Here is a 14,073-nt window from a genome sequence, read left to right as displayed (position 1 = left end):
CCTAGAACAGCGACTTTGCCGCGGCGGAGGCGACGCTCACCACCGGGCCCGCGAACAGCGCGAAGAGAATGTTGAACAGGCCCGCGACCGCCAGCACCGTCCGCACTTCGACCCTGACAGGATCGACCTGCCCGGCCGGCTCGTCGAAATACATCGTCTTGACGATGCTGAGATAGTAGTAGGCGCCCACCACGCTGGTCAGCACGCCGACGACAGCGAGCGTGAACAAATTCGCCTTGATGGCGGCGACGAAGACGTACCATTTGGCAAAGAAGCCGGCGAGCGGCGGGATGCCGGCGAGCGAGAACAGCAGCATCGCGAACATGAAGGCGAGCAGCGGATTGGTCCGCGACAGACCGGCGAAATCGCTGATTTGCTCGACGGGCTGGCCGTTGCGCTTCATGGCGAGGATGACCGAGAACGAACCGAGCGTCATCGCGACATAGATAACGATGTACATCAAGACGCCCTGCGCGCCCTCGACCGTGCCTGCGGCAAGACCGACCAGGGCAAAGCCCATATGGCCGATCGAGGAATAGGCCATCAGGCGCTTGATGTTGCTCTGGCCGATCGCGGCGAACGAGCCCAGCGCCATCGAGGCGATTGCCACGAACACCAGGATCTGCTGCCACTGCGAGACGATGCCCGGGAATGCGGTGAGCGTGACGCGGGTGAAGACCGCGAGTGCTGCGACCTTCGGCGCCGAGGCGAAGAAGGCGGTGACCGGGGTCGGCGCGCCCTCGTAAACATCAGGCGTCCACATGTGGAACGGCACCGCCGAGACCTTGAAGCAGAGGCCGGCGAGCAGGAACACCAGGCCGAACACCAGGCCGACATTCGAGACGGTCGCAGCCGCCGCGATGCCGGTGAAGGTCACAGTACCGGTGAAGCCATAGATCAGAGAGGAACCGTACAGCAGCATGCCCGAGGATAGCGCGCCGAGCACGAAGTACTTCAGGCCGGCTTCGGTCGACTTGGCGTTGTCGCGGTTCGAGGCCGCCACGACGTAGAGCGCGAGCGACATCAATTCGAGGCCGAGATAGAGCGAGATCAGATCGCCGGCCGAGATCAGCACCATCATGCCGAGAGTCGAGAGCAGCACCAGGATCGCGTATTCGAAGATGCGGCGCGACGGGTCGGACAGGAACTCGGTCGACAGCACCAGCGTCACCGCCGAGCCGATCAGGGCCAGTATCTTCATGAAGCGGGCAAAATCGTCGACGATGAAGCTGCCGCCGAATGTCACCTGCTTGCCCGCGGGCAGCATGTATTCGAGCACGCCGACCACGATCAGGAGCAGCACCGCAAGCGTCGTGACCGTCTTGGTCGTCTCCTGCCCTCGATAGGCGCCCAGCATCAGCAGCGCCATGGCCCCGATCGCAAGCACGAGCTCGGGCAGCACCGGCGCCAGTTGATAACCTGCAGTCTCAAAGCTCATGGCGATATCCTGACCTGCCCGCTCACTGGAGCAGTGCGGCGGCCTTCACGGCCGTCACAGCGGTGTTGTAATTGTTGACGAGTTGCTGGACCGAGGCCGCCGACATGTCGAGCACCGGCTTCGGGTAGATGCCGAACAGGATCGTCAGCGCGATCAGCGGGAACAGCATCAGGCACTCCCGGAAGGTGAGATCCTTCATGCTCATCAGCGACGGCTTGACCAGCGCTCCGAACACCACCTTGCGGTAAAGCCAGAGCGCGTAGCAGGCCGACAGGATCACGCCGAAGGTGGCGAAGAACGCGGTCGGGATCGAGACCTTGAAGGTGCCGAGCAGCGTCATGAACTCGCCGACGAAGCCGGAAGTGCCGGGCAGACCGACATTGGCCATGGTGAAGACCATGAAGGTCAGCGCGTAGAGCGGCATCCGGTTGACGAGGCCGCCATAGGCCGCGATATCGCGGGTATGCATGCGGTCGTAGACGATGCCGACGCAGAGGAACAGCGCGCCGGAGACGATGCCGTGCGAGATCATCTGGAACACGCCACCGGCGACGCCCTGCATCGTGCCGGCAAAGATGCCCATGGTAACGAAGCCCATATGCGCCACTGAGGAGTACGCAATCAGCTTCTTCATGTCCTCCTGCATCAGCGCCACCAGCGAGGTGTAGATGATGGCGATGGCCGAGAGCGTGAACACAAGCGGCGCGAAATCATGCGACGCCAAGGGGAACATCGGCAGCGAGAAGCGCAGGAAGCCATAGCCGCCCATCTTCAGCAGGATCGCGGCGAGGACCACGGAGCCTGCGGTCGGCGCCTCGACGTGCGCGTCGGGGAGCCAGGTGTGTACCGGCCACATCGGCATCTTCACCGCGAACGAGGCGAAGAAGGCCAGCCAGGCCCAGGTCTGCAACGAGCGCGGCACGGCCGTGTGCATCAGGGTCGGGATGTCGGTGGTGCCGCCGTTCCAGTACAGCGCCATGATGGCGAGCAGCATCAGGACCGAGCCGAGCAGCGTGTAGAGGAAGAACTTGAAGGACGCGTAGACCCGGCGCGGACCGCCCCAGACCCCGATGATCAGGAACATCGGGATCAGGCCGCCTTCGAAGAACAGGTAGAACAGCACGAGATCGAGCGCCGAGAAGGTGCCGATCATCAGCGTTTCCAGGATCAGGAACGCCATCATGTATTCGCGGACGCGGTTGGTGATCGCCTTCCAGCTCGCGATGATGCAGAACGGCATGATGGCGGTGGTCAGGATCACCAGCGGCAGCGAAATGCCGTCCACGCCCATGTGATAGGTGATGCCGGTGGCGAGCCAGTTCGCCTTCTCGACGAACTGGAAGTCGGCGTTCGACGCGTCGAACCGCATGACCAGGATCACCGATACCGCGAAGGTGATCAGCGTGGTCCAGAGCGCGATCCAGCGCGAGTTGCGCCGGGCCGCCTCGTCATCGCCGCGGCTGAGATAGACGATCAGCGCGCCGACCAGCGGCAGGAACGTCGTGACGGATAGAATTGGCCAGGTCGTCATTTACTGGCCTCCAAAGCCGAACATGAACCAGGTGATCAGGCCGGCGGCACCGATCAGCATGGCGAACGCGTAGTGGTAGAGATAGCCGGTCTGGATCTTCACGACGTTGCGGGTGACATCCAGCACGCGGGCCGAGATGCCGTCGGGGCCGAGGCCGTCGATGATGAAGCCGTCGCCCTTCTTCCAGAGCTGATAGCCGATCCACTTCGCCGGACGGACAAAGATGAGATCGTAGAGCTCGTCGAAGTACCATTTGTTGAGCAGGAACTTGTACAGCATCGGCTGCGTGTTCGCGAGCTCGACCGGCAGATAGGGCCGGCGGATGTAGAACAGGTACGACACCAGGAAGCCCAGCACCATCATCACCGTCGGCAGGAAGGCGATGGTCTCGGGGGTGTGGTGCATCCCCTCGATGATGTGCGGATTCATCTTCACGGACTCGCGGAAGAACTCCTCGATGCCGTGACCGGCAAACAGCTCCTTGAACGGGAAGCCGGCCAAGATAGAGCCGACCGCGAGCACGCCGATCGGGATCAGCATCCAGATCGGCGCTTCATGCGCAGCCTCATAGTGATGCTCGTCCTGGGGCTCGCCGTGGAAGGTCTTGAAGATCAGGCGCCACGAATAGAACGAGGTCAGGCCGGCCGCGACGACCGTCATCACGAAGCCGTACATCGCGAACGGATTGTGCGAGGCGTAGGCGGACTCGATGATCGCGTCCTTGGAGAAATAGCCGGCGGTCAGCGGGAAGCCGGTGAGCGCGAGCGTGCCGACCACCATCACCGCGTAGGTGTAGGGGATCTTGCGCCAGAGGCCGCCCATGTTGCGGATGTCCTGCTCGTGATGCATCGCGTAGATCACCGAGCCGGAGCCCAAGAACAAGAGCGCCTTGAAGAAGGCATGCGTGAACAAATGGAACATGCCGACCGAATAGGCCCCTGCTCCCATCGCCACGAACATGTAGCCGAGCTGCGAACAGGTCGAGTAAGCGACGATGCGCTTGATGTCGTTCTGGACGAGGCCGATGGTCGCCGCGAAGAACGCCGTGGTGGCGCCGAAGAACATCACGACGGCCTGCGCGTTCGGCGCGAGCTCGAACAGCGGCGACAGGCGCGCCACCATGAACACACCGGCGGTGACCATGGTCGCCGCGTGGATCAGCGCCGACACCGGGGTCGGGCCCTCCATCGCGTCCGGCAACCAGGTGTGCAGAAGGAACTGCGCCGATTTGCCCATCGCGCCCATGAACAGCAGCAGGCAGGTCAGGGTCAGCGCATCGGCGTGCCAGCCGAGGAAGTCGATGGTCTTGCCGGTCAGGCTCGGAGCTGCATGGAAGATGGTCTCGAAATCGGTCGAGCCGACCAGCAGGAAGATCGCGAAAATGCCGAGCGCGAAGCCGAAATCGCCGACGCGGTTGACCACGAAGGCCTTGATGGCGGCCGCGTTCGCCGACGGCTTCTGGTACCAGAAGCCGATCAGGAGATAGCTCGCCAGACCCACGCCTTCCCAGCCGAAGAACAGCTGCACGAGGTTGTCCGCGGTCACCAGCATCAGCATGGCGAAGGTGAACAGGCTGAGATAGCCGAAGAAGCGCGGCCGGTTCGGGTCCTCGTCCATGTAGCCGATGGAATAGAGGTGCACGAGCGAGGACACGGTGGTGACCACCACCAGCATCACCGCGGTGAGCGTGTCGACCCGCAGCGTCCAGTAGACCTGGAGATCGCCGGAGAGAATCCACGGCAACAGCGGAATGCGCATGTCGTGGTGCATGAAGCCGACGTCGACCAGCGTCATCCAGGACAGCGCCGCCGACACGAACAGGAACGCCGTGGTGATCAGCTCGGCGCCGCGCGAGCCCGCCGCGGGCGGCTCGGAGCCGTGATGGTCGTCGTGACCGTCGCCGGGCTCGTGATGGGACTCCTGGATGACCGACGCATCCTCGTTGATCGTATCGGACGCATGCGCCTGTGCGCCGTGTCCGTGATCATCGTGGTGCTCGACCGTGTCGCCCGAGGGGTTGCGGGCATGCGCGCCGAACAGCGCGATCAGGCCAGCCAGAATGGCCCCCAGCAGAGGCAGAAAGACGATAGCCTGGACCATGACTTATTTCTCTTTGCGCATGATCTGACCGGAAAACCGGTATCCACTTTTCCGGATCATGCGCGTTAGCCCTTCATCAGATTGACGTCCTCAACCGCGATCGAGCCGCGGTTGCGGAAATAGACCACCAGGATGGCGAGACCGATCGCGGCTTCGGCGGCCGCGACGGTGAGCACAAGAAGCGCGAAGACCTGCCCGACGATATCGCCGAGGAAGGTCGAGAACGCCACGAGGTTGATGTTGACCGCGAGCAGGATCAGCTCGATCGACATCAGGATGACGATGATGTTCTTGCGGTTCAGGAAGATGCCGAGAATCCCGAGCGTGAACAGGATCGCGCCGACCGCAAGATAGTGTCCGAGCCCGATCGTCATTTCACCCACTCCGCCGCGTCAGAGTCCTGGAGCCCCTGCCCCGGCGCCACCTTGCGTATCGCCATCGCAATTTCGGGCGTGCGGGCGTTCTGAACGTTGATGTCCTGCCGCTTGACGCTCGCCTTGTGCCGCAGCGTCAGCACGATGGCACCGATCATGGCAACCAGCAGCACCATGCCCGAGAGCTGGAAGTAGTGGATGTACTTCGTATAAAGCACCAGGCCGAGCGCCTCGGTGTTCGAGACATTGGTCGGGATCGCCGCCGTGATCGTCTTGGCAACGCCGGGGTTGATGACCCAGAAGCCGACCGTGAGCAGCAGCTCGAACAGGAAGATGCCGCCGATCACGAGGCCGACCGGCAGGTACTCGATGAAGCCCTCGCGCAGCTCGAGGAAATCGACGTCGAGCATCATGATCACGAACAGGAACAGCACGGCGACGGCGCCGACGTAGACGACGATCAAGATCATCGCCAGGAATTCGGCGCCCATCAGCACGAACAGGCCGGAGGCGTTGACGAAGGCCAGGATCAGGTACAGCACGGAGTGCACGGGATTGCGCGAGACAATCACCATCACCGCCGAGGCGACACAGACGCCGGCGAAGAGATAGAAGAACAGCGCGGGAAGGATCATGCTCTCATCTCACCGGTACGGCGCGTCGAGCTCGATCGCTTTTGCGATCTCGCGTTCCCAGCGGTCGCCGTTGGCGAGCAGCTTGGCCTTGTCATAGAATAGTTCCTCGCGGGTCTCGGTCGCGAACTCGAAATTCGGGCCTTCGACGATCGCATCGACCGGACAGGACTCCTGGCAGAGGCCGCAATAGATGCACTTCACCATGTCGATGTCGTAGCGCACGGTACGGCGGGTGCCGTCGTTGCGGCGCGGGCCGGCCTCGATGGTGATGGCCTGTGCCGGGCACACCGCTTCGCAGAGCTTGCAGGCGATGCAGCGCTCTTCACCATTCGGATAGCGGCGCAGCACGTGCTCGCCGCGGAAGCGCGGCGAGATCGGGCCCTTCTCGAACGGATAGTTCAGTGTCGGCTTCGGCTGGAAAAAATAGCGCATGGCGAGGAAGAACGCCGAGACGAATTCCGACAGCAGAAGCGACCGTGCAGTGGCGTTGATGTTGATACCCATGACGGCCCTCACTTCGGCGCGATGCCGGCGAAATGCAGCACTCCGGCCACCACGATCACCATCGCCAGCGACAGCGGCAGGAACACTTTCCAGCCGAGGCGCATCAGTTGATCGTAGCGGTAGCGCGGCACGATCGCCTTGGCCATCGCGAACAGGAAGAACATGAAAAACAGTTTTAGCGAGAACCAGATGATCCCCGGCACCCAGTTGAAGGGCGGGAGGTCCACCGGCGGCAGCCAGCCTCCGAGGAACAGGATCGTCGCCATCGCGCACATCGTGGCAATCGCGACATACTCGCCGAGCATGAACAGCAGATACGGCGTCGAGCCGTATTCGACCATGAAGCCGGCCACGAGCTCGGATTCCGCTTCGACCAGGTCGAACGGCGGACGGTTGGTTTCCGCCAGCGCCGAGACGTAGAAGATCACGAACATCGGGAACAGCGGCCAGACATACCAGTTCAGGATGGTGAGCTGCGGCAACCCGATCAGGCTGGCGAGGCCGCGGACATGCTGGGCCTCGACCACGGCCGAGAGGTTCAGCGTGCCGGCGCAGAGCAGCACCGTGATGATGACGAAGCCGATCGAGACTTCATACGACACCATCTGCGCCGCCGAGCGCAACGCCGCCAGGAACGGGTACTTCGAGTTCGACGACCAGCCCGCCATGATGATGCCGTAGATCGACAGCGACGAGATCGCGAAGATAAAGAGGACGCCGACATTGATGTCGGAAATCACCCAGCCGAGATTGGTCGGGATCACCGCCCACGCGGCGAGCGCGAGCACGCACGACACCAAGGGAGCAAGAAGGAACACGCCCTTGTTGGCGCCGGACGGAATGATCGGCTCCTTCAGCACGAACTTCAGGAGATCGGCGAAGGACTGCAGCAGACCCCAGGGACCGACCACGTTCGGACCGCGGCGTATCTGCACCGCCGCCCAGATCTTGCGGTCGGCGAGCAGGATGTAGGCGATCGCCACCAGCAGGACGACCAGCACCAGGACGCTCTCCGCGATCATGATGATCAGCGGCCAGAGGAACCCGGTCCAGAATGCGCTTTCGAAGAATTCCATCAGCTCACTCCGCTGCGGTCAGCATCTGCCCGGAGGCAAGCCGCGAACACTCCGCCATCACGGCGGACGCACGCGCGATTGGGTTGGTCAAATAGAAGTCCTCGACCAGCGGCTTGAACGGCGCCTTCTCCATCGTGCCGCCCTTGCCCGCGAGTTTCTTGATCTGGTCGGCGGAGCCGGCCTCGATCTGGTCGAGACGGATTAGATGCGGCACGGCCTTGAAGATCGCCTGGCGCAGGGCCGAAAGCGAGTCGTAGCCGAGCTTCTTGCCGAGCGCCTCCGACAGCGCGCGGACAATCGCCCAGTCCTCGCGGGCCTCGCCCGGCGGGAACGCGGCGCGGCCGGTCATCTGCACGCGGCCTTCGGTGTTGACGTAGATCGCGGACTTCTCGGTATAGGCGGCTGCCGGCAGGATCACGTCGGCGCGATGCGCGCCGCGATCGCCGTGGGTGCCGATATAGACGACGAAGGTGCCGTCCGACGGCTTGATCTCGTCGGCGCCGAGCAGAAACAGCAGGTCGAGCGTCCCGAACGTCGTCATCTGCGCCGCGTTAAGCCCGCCCTGACCGGCGACAAAGCCGATATCCAGCGCACCAACGCGCGAAGCGCTCTCATGCAGCACGCCAAAGCCGTTCCAGCCGTCCTTGAGCGCGCCGACGTCGAGCGCAAGCTTCGCGGCGGCGGCGAGAATGGCAGCGCCGTCGTGGCGCGAGGCCGCGCCCGCACCGACCAGGATGATCGGGTTCTTGGCGTTCTTCAGCACGTCCATGAAGGAGTGCTTGCCAGCCGCGAGTTCACCGAGCGTCTCGGTGCCCGCGCCGAGATGGTCATAATCGTAGGTCAGGTCGTCCTTGGCGCCGATCACGCCGACCTTGAAGCCGCCGGCGCGCCAGCGCTTGCGGATGCGGGCGTTGAACACGGCCGCCTCTTTCCGCGGATTGGCGCCGATGATCAGCAGCGCGTCGGCCTGCTCGACGCCCAGCAGCGTCGGATTGAAGATGTAGGAGCCGCGGCCGAGCGCGGGGTCGAAGGCGTCGCCGCCCTGCACCGCCAGATTGCCCGAGCCGTATTTGGCCAGCAGATCCTTCAGCGCGAACATCTCCTCGATGCCGGCGAGGTCGCCCGCGATCGCGCCGATGCGCTTGCCGTCGGTGCGCGCCGCCTTCGCGGCGATCGCGGCAAAGGCTTCGGGCCAGCTCGCCGCCCGCAGCTTGCCGGCTTCGCGGATATACGGCCGGTCAAGGCGCTGGGTGCGCAGACCATCGACGACGTGGCGGGTCTTGTCCGAGATCCACTCCTCGTTTACGGCCTCGTTGATGCGCGGCAGGATACGCATCACTTCGCGGCCGCGGGTGTCGACGCGGATCGCGGATCCGATGCCGTCCGTCACGTCGATCGACTGGGTCTTGCCGAGCTCCCACGGGCGTGCGGCGAAAGCATAAGGCTTCGAGGTCAGCGCACCGACCGGGCAGATGTCAACCAGATTGCCCTGCAACTCCGACGTCAGCGCGTGCTCGAGATAGGTCGTGATCTCCATGTCCTCGCCGCGGCCGGTCGCGCCCATTTCAGGGGCGCCGGCCACTTCCGCCGAGAAGCGGACGCAGCGGGTGCACTGGATGCAGCGGTTCATCGAGGTCTTGACCAGCGCGCCGAGATATTTGTCCTCGACCGCGCGCTTGTTCTCGGCGAAGCGGCTGGTGTCGACACCATAGCCCATCGCCTGGTCCTGCAGATCGCACTCGCCACCCTGGTCGCAGATCGGGCAGTCCAGCGGATGGTTGATGAGAAGGAATTCCATCACGCCTTCGCGCGCCTTCTTCACCATCGGCGAACGCGTGGAAATTTCCGGCGGTTCGCCCTTGGGACCCGGACGGCAATCGCGCACACCCCAGGCGCAGCTTGCGACCGGCTTCGGGCCGCCCTTCACCTCGACGAGGCACATCCGGCAATTGCCGGCGATCGACAGCCGCTCGTGATAGCAGAAGCGCGGAATCTCGGCGCCGGCCGCCTCGCACGCCTGAAGCAGCGTGTATTCGGCGGGGACATCGATCTCTTTGCCGTCGATGATGAGCTTGGTCATTCTCTCTACTCCGCCGCGACCATGTTCACGGGATCGCGGACGCCGGCATCGTCGATGTCGGCCTTATGCGAATACTGGTCGATGCGCGCTTCGATCTCATGACGGAAATGCGCGATCAGGCCCTGGATCGGCCACGCCGCCGCGTCGCCGAGCGCGCAGATGGTGTGGCCTTCGACCTGCTTGGTAACCTCCAGCAGCATGTCGATTTCGCGCTTGTGGGCGCGGCCGTCGGCCATGCGGCTCAAGACGCGCCACATCCAGCCGGTGCCCTCGCGGCACGGCGTGCACTGGCCGCAGCTCTCATGCTTGTAGAAATAGGAGATGCGGGCGATGGCGCGGATCAAATCGGTCGACTTGTCCATCACGATCACGGCCGCGGTGCCGAGGCCCGAGCGCAGCTTGCTCAAGGAGTCGAAATCCATCGGCGTGTCGATGATCTGCTCGGCCGGCACCATGCGCACCGAGGAGCCGCCGGGGATCACGGCCTTGAGGTTGTCCCAGCCGCCGCGGATGCCGCCGCAATGCTTCTCGATCAGCTCACGGAACGGAATGCCCATGGCCTCTTCGACGTTGCAGGGCCGCTCGACATGGCCGGAGATGCAGAACAGCTTCGTGCCGACGTTGTTCGGACGGCCGATGCCGGCGAACCACGCCGCACCCCGACGCAGAATGTCCGGCGCGACCGCGATCGACTCGACGTTGTTGACGGTGGTCGGGCAGCCGTACAGGCCGACGTTCGCCGGGAACGGCGGCTTCAGACGCGGCTGGCCCTTCTTGCCTTCGAGGCTCTCGAGCAGCGCGGTTTCCTCGCCGCAGATATAAGCGCCGGCGCCGTGGGCGACGTAGATGTCGAACGGCCAGCCGTTGACGTTGTCCTTGCCGACCAGCTTGGCCTCGTAGGCCTGGTCGATCGCCGCCTGGAGATGCTCGCGCTCGCGGATGAACTCGCCGCGGACATAGATGTAGCAGGCATGCGCGTTCATCGCGCAGCTCGCGATCAGGCAGCCCTCGATCAGGAGATGCGGATCGTGCCGCATGATCTCGCGGTCCTTGCAGGTACCGGGCTCGGATTCGTCGGCGTTGACGACGAGATAGCTCGGCCGGCCGTCGGTCGATTCCTTCGGCATGAACGACCATTTCAGGCCGGTCGGGAAGCCGGCGCCACCGCGGCCGCGCAGCCCCGACGCCTTCATCTCGTTGATGATCCAGTCACGGCCCTTGTCGATGATGTTCTTCGTACCATCCCAGGCGCCGCGGCGCCGCGCGCCCTCGAGCCCCCAATCATGGAGGCCGTAGAGGTTCTTGAAGATGCGGTCCTTGTCCTCGAGCATGTCAGTGCTTTCCGATCAACGGTTGGCTTGCTTGTAGGCAAGCCCGGCGGCGCAGACGGCGAAGGTCAACGCCCAGAGCAGACTGGATTCCAGCGGCGCGTTCAGGGCGAAGCGCTGAAGCAGGAAAATGAATGTGGCCGCCGCGGCGGAATGCATTGCGATGAAGCCCCACTTCTTCACAACACTGCTCCCTTCAACGACTGGCGACGAGAGATCACGCATCAGGTGACCTCCTTAAGTGTGGTCGGCCCGCCCGTCGGCGCCGAGAACTGGCGGCCGTTCTGCGGGCCGGGCTTGGGCGGATTGCCCGAAGCAAAGCCGTCGAGCACCTTGCCGAAGCTTTCCTTGGTCAAATCCTCATAGGTATCCTTGCCGATCAGCACCATCGGCGCGTTCACGCAGGCACCGAGGCACTCCACCTCTTCCCAGCTGAAATTGCCGTCCTTGGAGAGATGGAAGGGCTCGTGATGGATGCGGTGCTCGCAGACGTGGATCAGATCCTCGGCGCCGCGCAGGCGGCACGGCGTGGTGCCGCAGACCTGGACGTGGGCCTTCTTGCCGACGGGGGCCAGCTGGAACATCGTGTAGAAGGTCGCGACCTCGAGCACGCGGATATAGGGCATGTCGAGCATGTCGGCGACGACGCGGATCGCGGCTTCCGAGACCCAGCCATCGTGCTGCTCCTGCGCCCGCCAGAGGATGGCGATGACCGCCGAAGCCTGGCGTCCGGCCGGATATTTCGCGATCTGCTGCTTGGCAAACGCGAGGTTCTCCTCCGTCAACGCAAAGCTCGCGGGCTGGACTTCCTTCGGTGCTAATCGGCGAACGGACATCTCTTCAATCTCTCACTGCATGCGGCGCGCGGTTTTGGCGTTCAGGGCTTCGATCCTGTCCTGCCAGAATGCGCTTGCGGTGCCGAAAACGTTGTAGCCGACGTGGGTCGAGACCTTGATGCGATCGAGGATCGACAGTTCGGTCACGGTCTCCATCCGGTTGCTGCGCGGATCGAACACGATCAGCTTCAGCGGGGTGTGTTCAAGGATGTAGCGCGACACCGCATGCGAGCGGTCGCTGCCGTGCTCTTCGCACATGATGACGCTGTCGGCCTGGAGCAGCCGGGCGCCGCCCTTGATCGCCTCGATCTCGACGCCCTCGACGTCAAGCTTGATCAGGTACTTGCCGCTGGCGGCAACCTTGCCGTCGTCGATGAGATTGTCGAGCGCGATCACAGGCACATCCTCGCCGCCCGCCGACGCACCGCCGGCAATGCTGAAGGCCTCGTGCTTGGTGCCGGACAGCCGCGCGGTGCCGCGGGCCGCGCCGATCGCGCATTTCATGGTCTCGAAGCGATTGCCGTTGACGCGGGCGTTGTTGGCGAGCTTCGGATAGTTCTGGCCCGACGGCTCGATCGCGATCGCCTTGTGCGAGCCGAACGGCTTGCTCGACACCAGCACCGACCAATAGCCGTAATTGGCGCCGCAATCGAGCAGCGTGTAGTCGACGTCGATGGAGTCGGCGAACAACAGCTGCAGTTCGTCCTCGTAATTGTAGGAGCGATTGAGCAGCTTGCTCCAATAACCGTCGCCGTAAGGGAATTCGAACACGGCGTCGGGGTTGAGCTTGATCGCGATATTGCGCTCGGTCAGCGTCTTCCGCAGCAGGTTCGCGCAGGCGATGTAGCCCATATGCGAGAAGTGCGACGAGATCTTCGATCCCGTCACCAGCGCCAAGGCAGCCGTCCGCTCCCACAGGTTGGCCCCTTCAAGGGCCCCCGAGGCACGGTCAAACTGGATTGGCGCCTGCGCCATCACCGATCGACCTCTCCGAACACGATGTCGAGCGAGCCGAGGATGGCCGAGACGTCGGCGAGCAGATGGCCGCGGCAGATGTGGTCCATGGCCTGGAGATGCGCAAAGCCCGGCGCGCGGATCTTGCACTTGTAAGGCTTGTTGGAGCCATCGGAGACGAGATAGACGCCGAACTCGCCCTTGGGCGCCTCGACCGCGGCATAGATCTCACCGGCCGGCACGTGGACGCCTTCGGTGTAGAGCTTGAAGTGATGGATCAGCGCTTCCATCGAGCGCTTCATCTCGCCCCGGCGCGGCGGAGCAACCTTGTTGTCTTCGACGACGACCGGGCCTTTTCCTTCGGCTGCGTTCAGCTTCTGGATGCACTGCTTCATGATGCGTACGGACTGGCGCATCTCTTCCATGCGGATCAGATAGCGGTCGTAGCAGTCGCCGTTCTTGCCGATCGGAATGTCGAAATCCATCTCGGCGTAGCACTCATAGGGCTGCGACTTGCGCAGATCCCAGGCGGCGCCCGAGCCGCGCACCATCACGCCCGAGAAGCCCCATTCCCAGGCTTCCTTCAGCGACACCACGCCGATGTCGACGTTGCGCTGCTTGAAGATGCGATTGGCGGTGAGCAGCCGGTCGAGATCTTCGACCACCTTCAGGAACGGATCGCACCAGGTGTCGATGTCGTCGACCAGCTTCTGCGGCAGGTCCTGATGCACGCCGCCGACGCGGAAGTAGGCTGCGTGCATGCGGCTGCCGGAAGCGCGCTCGTAGAACACCATCAGCTTCTCGCGCTCTTCAAAACCCCATAGCGGCGGGGTCAGCGCGCCGACGTCCATCGCCTGCGTGGTGACGTTGAGCAAATGCGACAGAATGCGGCCGATCTCGCAATAGAGCACGCGGATCAACTGAGCGCGGCGCGGCACCTCGATGCCGAGCAGCTTTTCAGCCGCCATGCAGAAGGCGTGCTCCTGGTTCATCGGCGCGACGTAGTCGAGGCGGTCGAAATAGGGGATCGCCTGGAGATAGGTCTTCTGCTCGATCAGTTTTTCGGTGCCGCGGTGAAGCAGGCCGATATGCGGGTCGACGCGGGCGACGACTTCGCCGTCAAGCTCCAGCACCAGACGCAGCACACCATGCGCCGCCGGATGCTGCGGACCGAAGTTGATCGTAAAGTTGCGAAGGTTTTCGGGTTGCTCGTTCAT

At 63.6% G+C, this 14,073-nt stretch carries 13 protein-coding genes; all 13 read right to left on the bottom strand.

Annotated features, from left to right (window positions below):
• Position 1: 1 nt before the first annotated feature.
• Complete coding sequence (gene nuoN / locus IVB27_RS35445; RefSeq protein ID WP_247447336.1) at positions 2-1,438, bottom strand: NADH-quinone oxidoreductase subunit NuoN; 1,437 nt, start codon at positions 1,436-1,438, stop codon at positions 2-4.
• 22 nt (positions 1,439-1,460) lie between these two features.
• Positions 1,461-2,969, bottom strand: a complete 1,509-nt coding sequence (locus IVB27_RS35440; protein WP_247447335.1) for an NADH-quinone oxidoreductase subunit M — start codon at positions 2,967-2,969, stop codon at positions 1,461-1,463.
• On the bottom strand, positions 2,970-5,069 hold the full coding sequence (gene nuoL / locus IVB27_RS35435) for an NADH-quinone oxidoreductase subunit L (protein ID WP_247447334.1): 2,100 nt from the start codon (positions 5,067-5,069) through the stop codon (positions 2,970-2,972).
• 65 nt (positions 5,070-5,134) lie between these two features.
• Complete coding sequence (nuoK, locus tag IVB27_RS35430; RefSeq protein WP_015685769.1) at positions 5,135-5,443, bottom strand: NADH-quinone oxidoreductase subunit NuoK; 309 nt, start codon at positions 5,441-5,443, stop codon at positions 5,135-5,137.
• Positions 5,440-6,078: an NADH-quinone oxidoreductase subunit J gene (locus IVB27_RS35425; RefSeq protein WP_007610978.1), complete on the bottom strand. Its 639-nt coding sequence runs from the start codon at positions 6,076-6,078 to the stop codon at positions 5,440-5,442. The genes nuoK and IVB27_RS35425 overlap by 4 nt, the downstream gene beginning before the upstream one ends.
• Positions 6,079-6,087: 9 nt before the next feature.
• Complete coding sequence (nuoI, locus tag IVB27_RS35420) at positions 6,088-6,576, bottom strand: NADH-quinone oxidoreductase subunit NuoI (protein ID WP_247349480.1); 489 nt, start codon at positions 6,574-6,576, stop codon at positions 6,088-6,090.
• A gap of 14 nt (positions 6,577-6,590) precedes the next feature.
• Entirely contained in the window at positions 6,591-7,658 is a 1,068-nt protein-coding gene (gene nuoH, locus IVB27_RS35415) for an NADH-quinone oxidoreductase subunit NuoH (RefSeq protein WP_007603555.1), read from the bottom strand.
• A gap of 4 nt (positions 7,659-7,662) precedes the next feature.
• Positions 7,663-9,738: an NADH-quinone oxidoreductase subunit NuoG gene (nuoG, locus tag IVB27_RS35410; RefSeq protein ID WP_247447333.1), complete on the bottom strand. Its 2,076-nt coding sequence runs from the start codon at positions 9,736-9,738 to the stop codon at positions 7,663-7,665.
• 5 nt (positions 9,739-9,743) lie between these two features.
• Entirely contained in the window at positions 9,744-11,069 is a 1,326-nt protein-coding gene (gene nuoF / locus IVB27_RS35405; RefSeq protein ID WP_247447332.1) for an NADH-quinone oxidoreductase subunit NuoF, read from the bottom strand.
• 15 nt (positions 11,070-11,084) lie between these two features.
• Positions 11,085-11,291 (bottom strand): hypothetical protein, encoded by a 207-nt coding sequence (locus IVB27_RS35400; RefSeq protein ID WP_247447331.1) that lies wholly within the window; start codon positions 11,289-11,291, stop codon positions 11,085-11,087.
• Positions 11,291-11,902, bottom strand: coding sequence for an NADH-quinone oxidoreductase subunit NuoE (nuoE, locus tag IVB27_RS35395; RefSeq protein ID WP_247349315.1), 612 nt, complete (start codon positions 11,900-11,902; stop codon positions 11,291-11,293). The genes IVB27_RS35400 and nuoE overlap by 1 nt, the downstream gene beginning before the upstream one ends.
• Before the next feature lie 12 nt (positions 11,903-11,914).
• On the bottom strand, positions 11,915-12,877 hold the full coding sequence (locus IVB27_RS35390; protein WP_247447330.1) for an FkbM family methyltransferase: 963 nt from the start codon (positions 12,875-12,877) through the stop codon (positions 11,915-11,917).
• On the bottom strand, positions 12,877-14,073 hold the full coding sequence (locus IVB27_RS35385) for an NADH-quinone oxidoreductase subunit D (RefSeq protein WP_247349318.1): 1,197 nt from the start codon (positions 14,071-14,073) through the stop codon (positions 12,877-12,879). The genes IVB27_RS35390 and IVB27_RS35385 overlap by 1 nt, the downstream gene beginning before the upstream one ends.

Origin of the sequence: Bradyrhizobium sp. 197 (genome assembly GCF_023073375.1) — a bacterium.
Lineage (GTDB): Bacteria > Pseudomonadota > Alphaproteobacteria > Rhizobiales > Xanthobacteraceae > Bradyrhizobium.
This window is presented reverse-complemented; position numbering and strand designations above follow the sequence as displayed.

Bases quoted from the DNA above. Each gene is read 5' to 3' on its own strand.
- nuoN (WP_247447336.1), bottom strand. From the start codon at position 1,438: ATGAGCTTTGAGACTGCAGGTTATCAACTGGCGCCGGTGCTGCCCGAG.
- IVB27_RS35440 (WP_247447335.1), bottom strand. From the start codon at position 2,969: ATGACGACCTGGCCAATTCTATCCGTCACGACGTTCCTGCCGCTGGTC.
- nuoL (WP_247447334.1), bottom strand. From the start codon at position 5,069: ATGGTCCAGGCTATCGTCTTTCTGCCTCTGCTGGGGGCCATTCTGGCT.
- nuoK (WP_015685769.1), bottom strand. From the start codon at position 5,443: ATGACGATCGGGCTCGGACACTATCTTGCGGTCGGCGCGATCCTGTTC.
- IVB27_RS35425 (WP_007610978.1), bottom strand. From the start codon at position 6,078: ATGATCCTTCCCGCGCTGTTCTTCTATCTCTTCGCCGGCGTCTGTGTC.
- nuoH (WP_007603555.1), bottom strand. From the start codon at position 7,658: ATGGAATTCTTCGAAAGCGCATTCTGGACCGGGTTCCTCTGGCCGCTG.
- nuoG (WP_247447333.1), bottom strand. From the start codon at position 9,738: ATGACCAAGCTCATCATCGACGGCAAAGAGATCGATGTCCCCGCCGAA.
- nuoF (WP_247447332.1), bottom strand. From the start codon at position 11,069: ATGCTCGAGGACAAGGACCGCATCTTCAAGAACCTCTACGGCCTCCAT.
- IVB27_RS35400 (WP_247447331.1), bottom strand. From the start codon at position 11,291: ATGCGTGATCTCTCGTCGCCAGTCGTTGAAGGGAGCAGTGTTGTGAAG.
- nuoE (WP_247349315.1), bottom strand. From the start codon at position 11,902: ATGTCCGTTCGCCGATTAGCACCGAAGGAAGTCCAGCCCGCGAGCTTT.
- IVB27_RS35390 (WP_247447330.1), bottom strand. From the start codon at position 12,877: ATGGCGCAGGCGCCAATCCAGTTTGACCGTGCCTCGGGGGCCCTTGAA.
- IVB27_RS35385 (WP_247349318.1), bottom strand. From the start codon at position 14,073: ATGAACGAGCAACCCGAAAACCTTCGCAACTTTACGATCAACTTCGGT.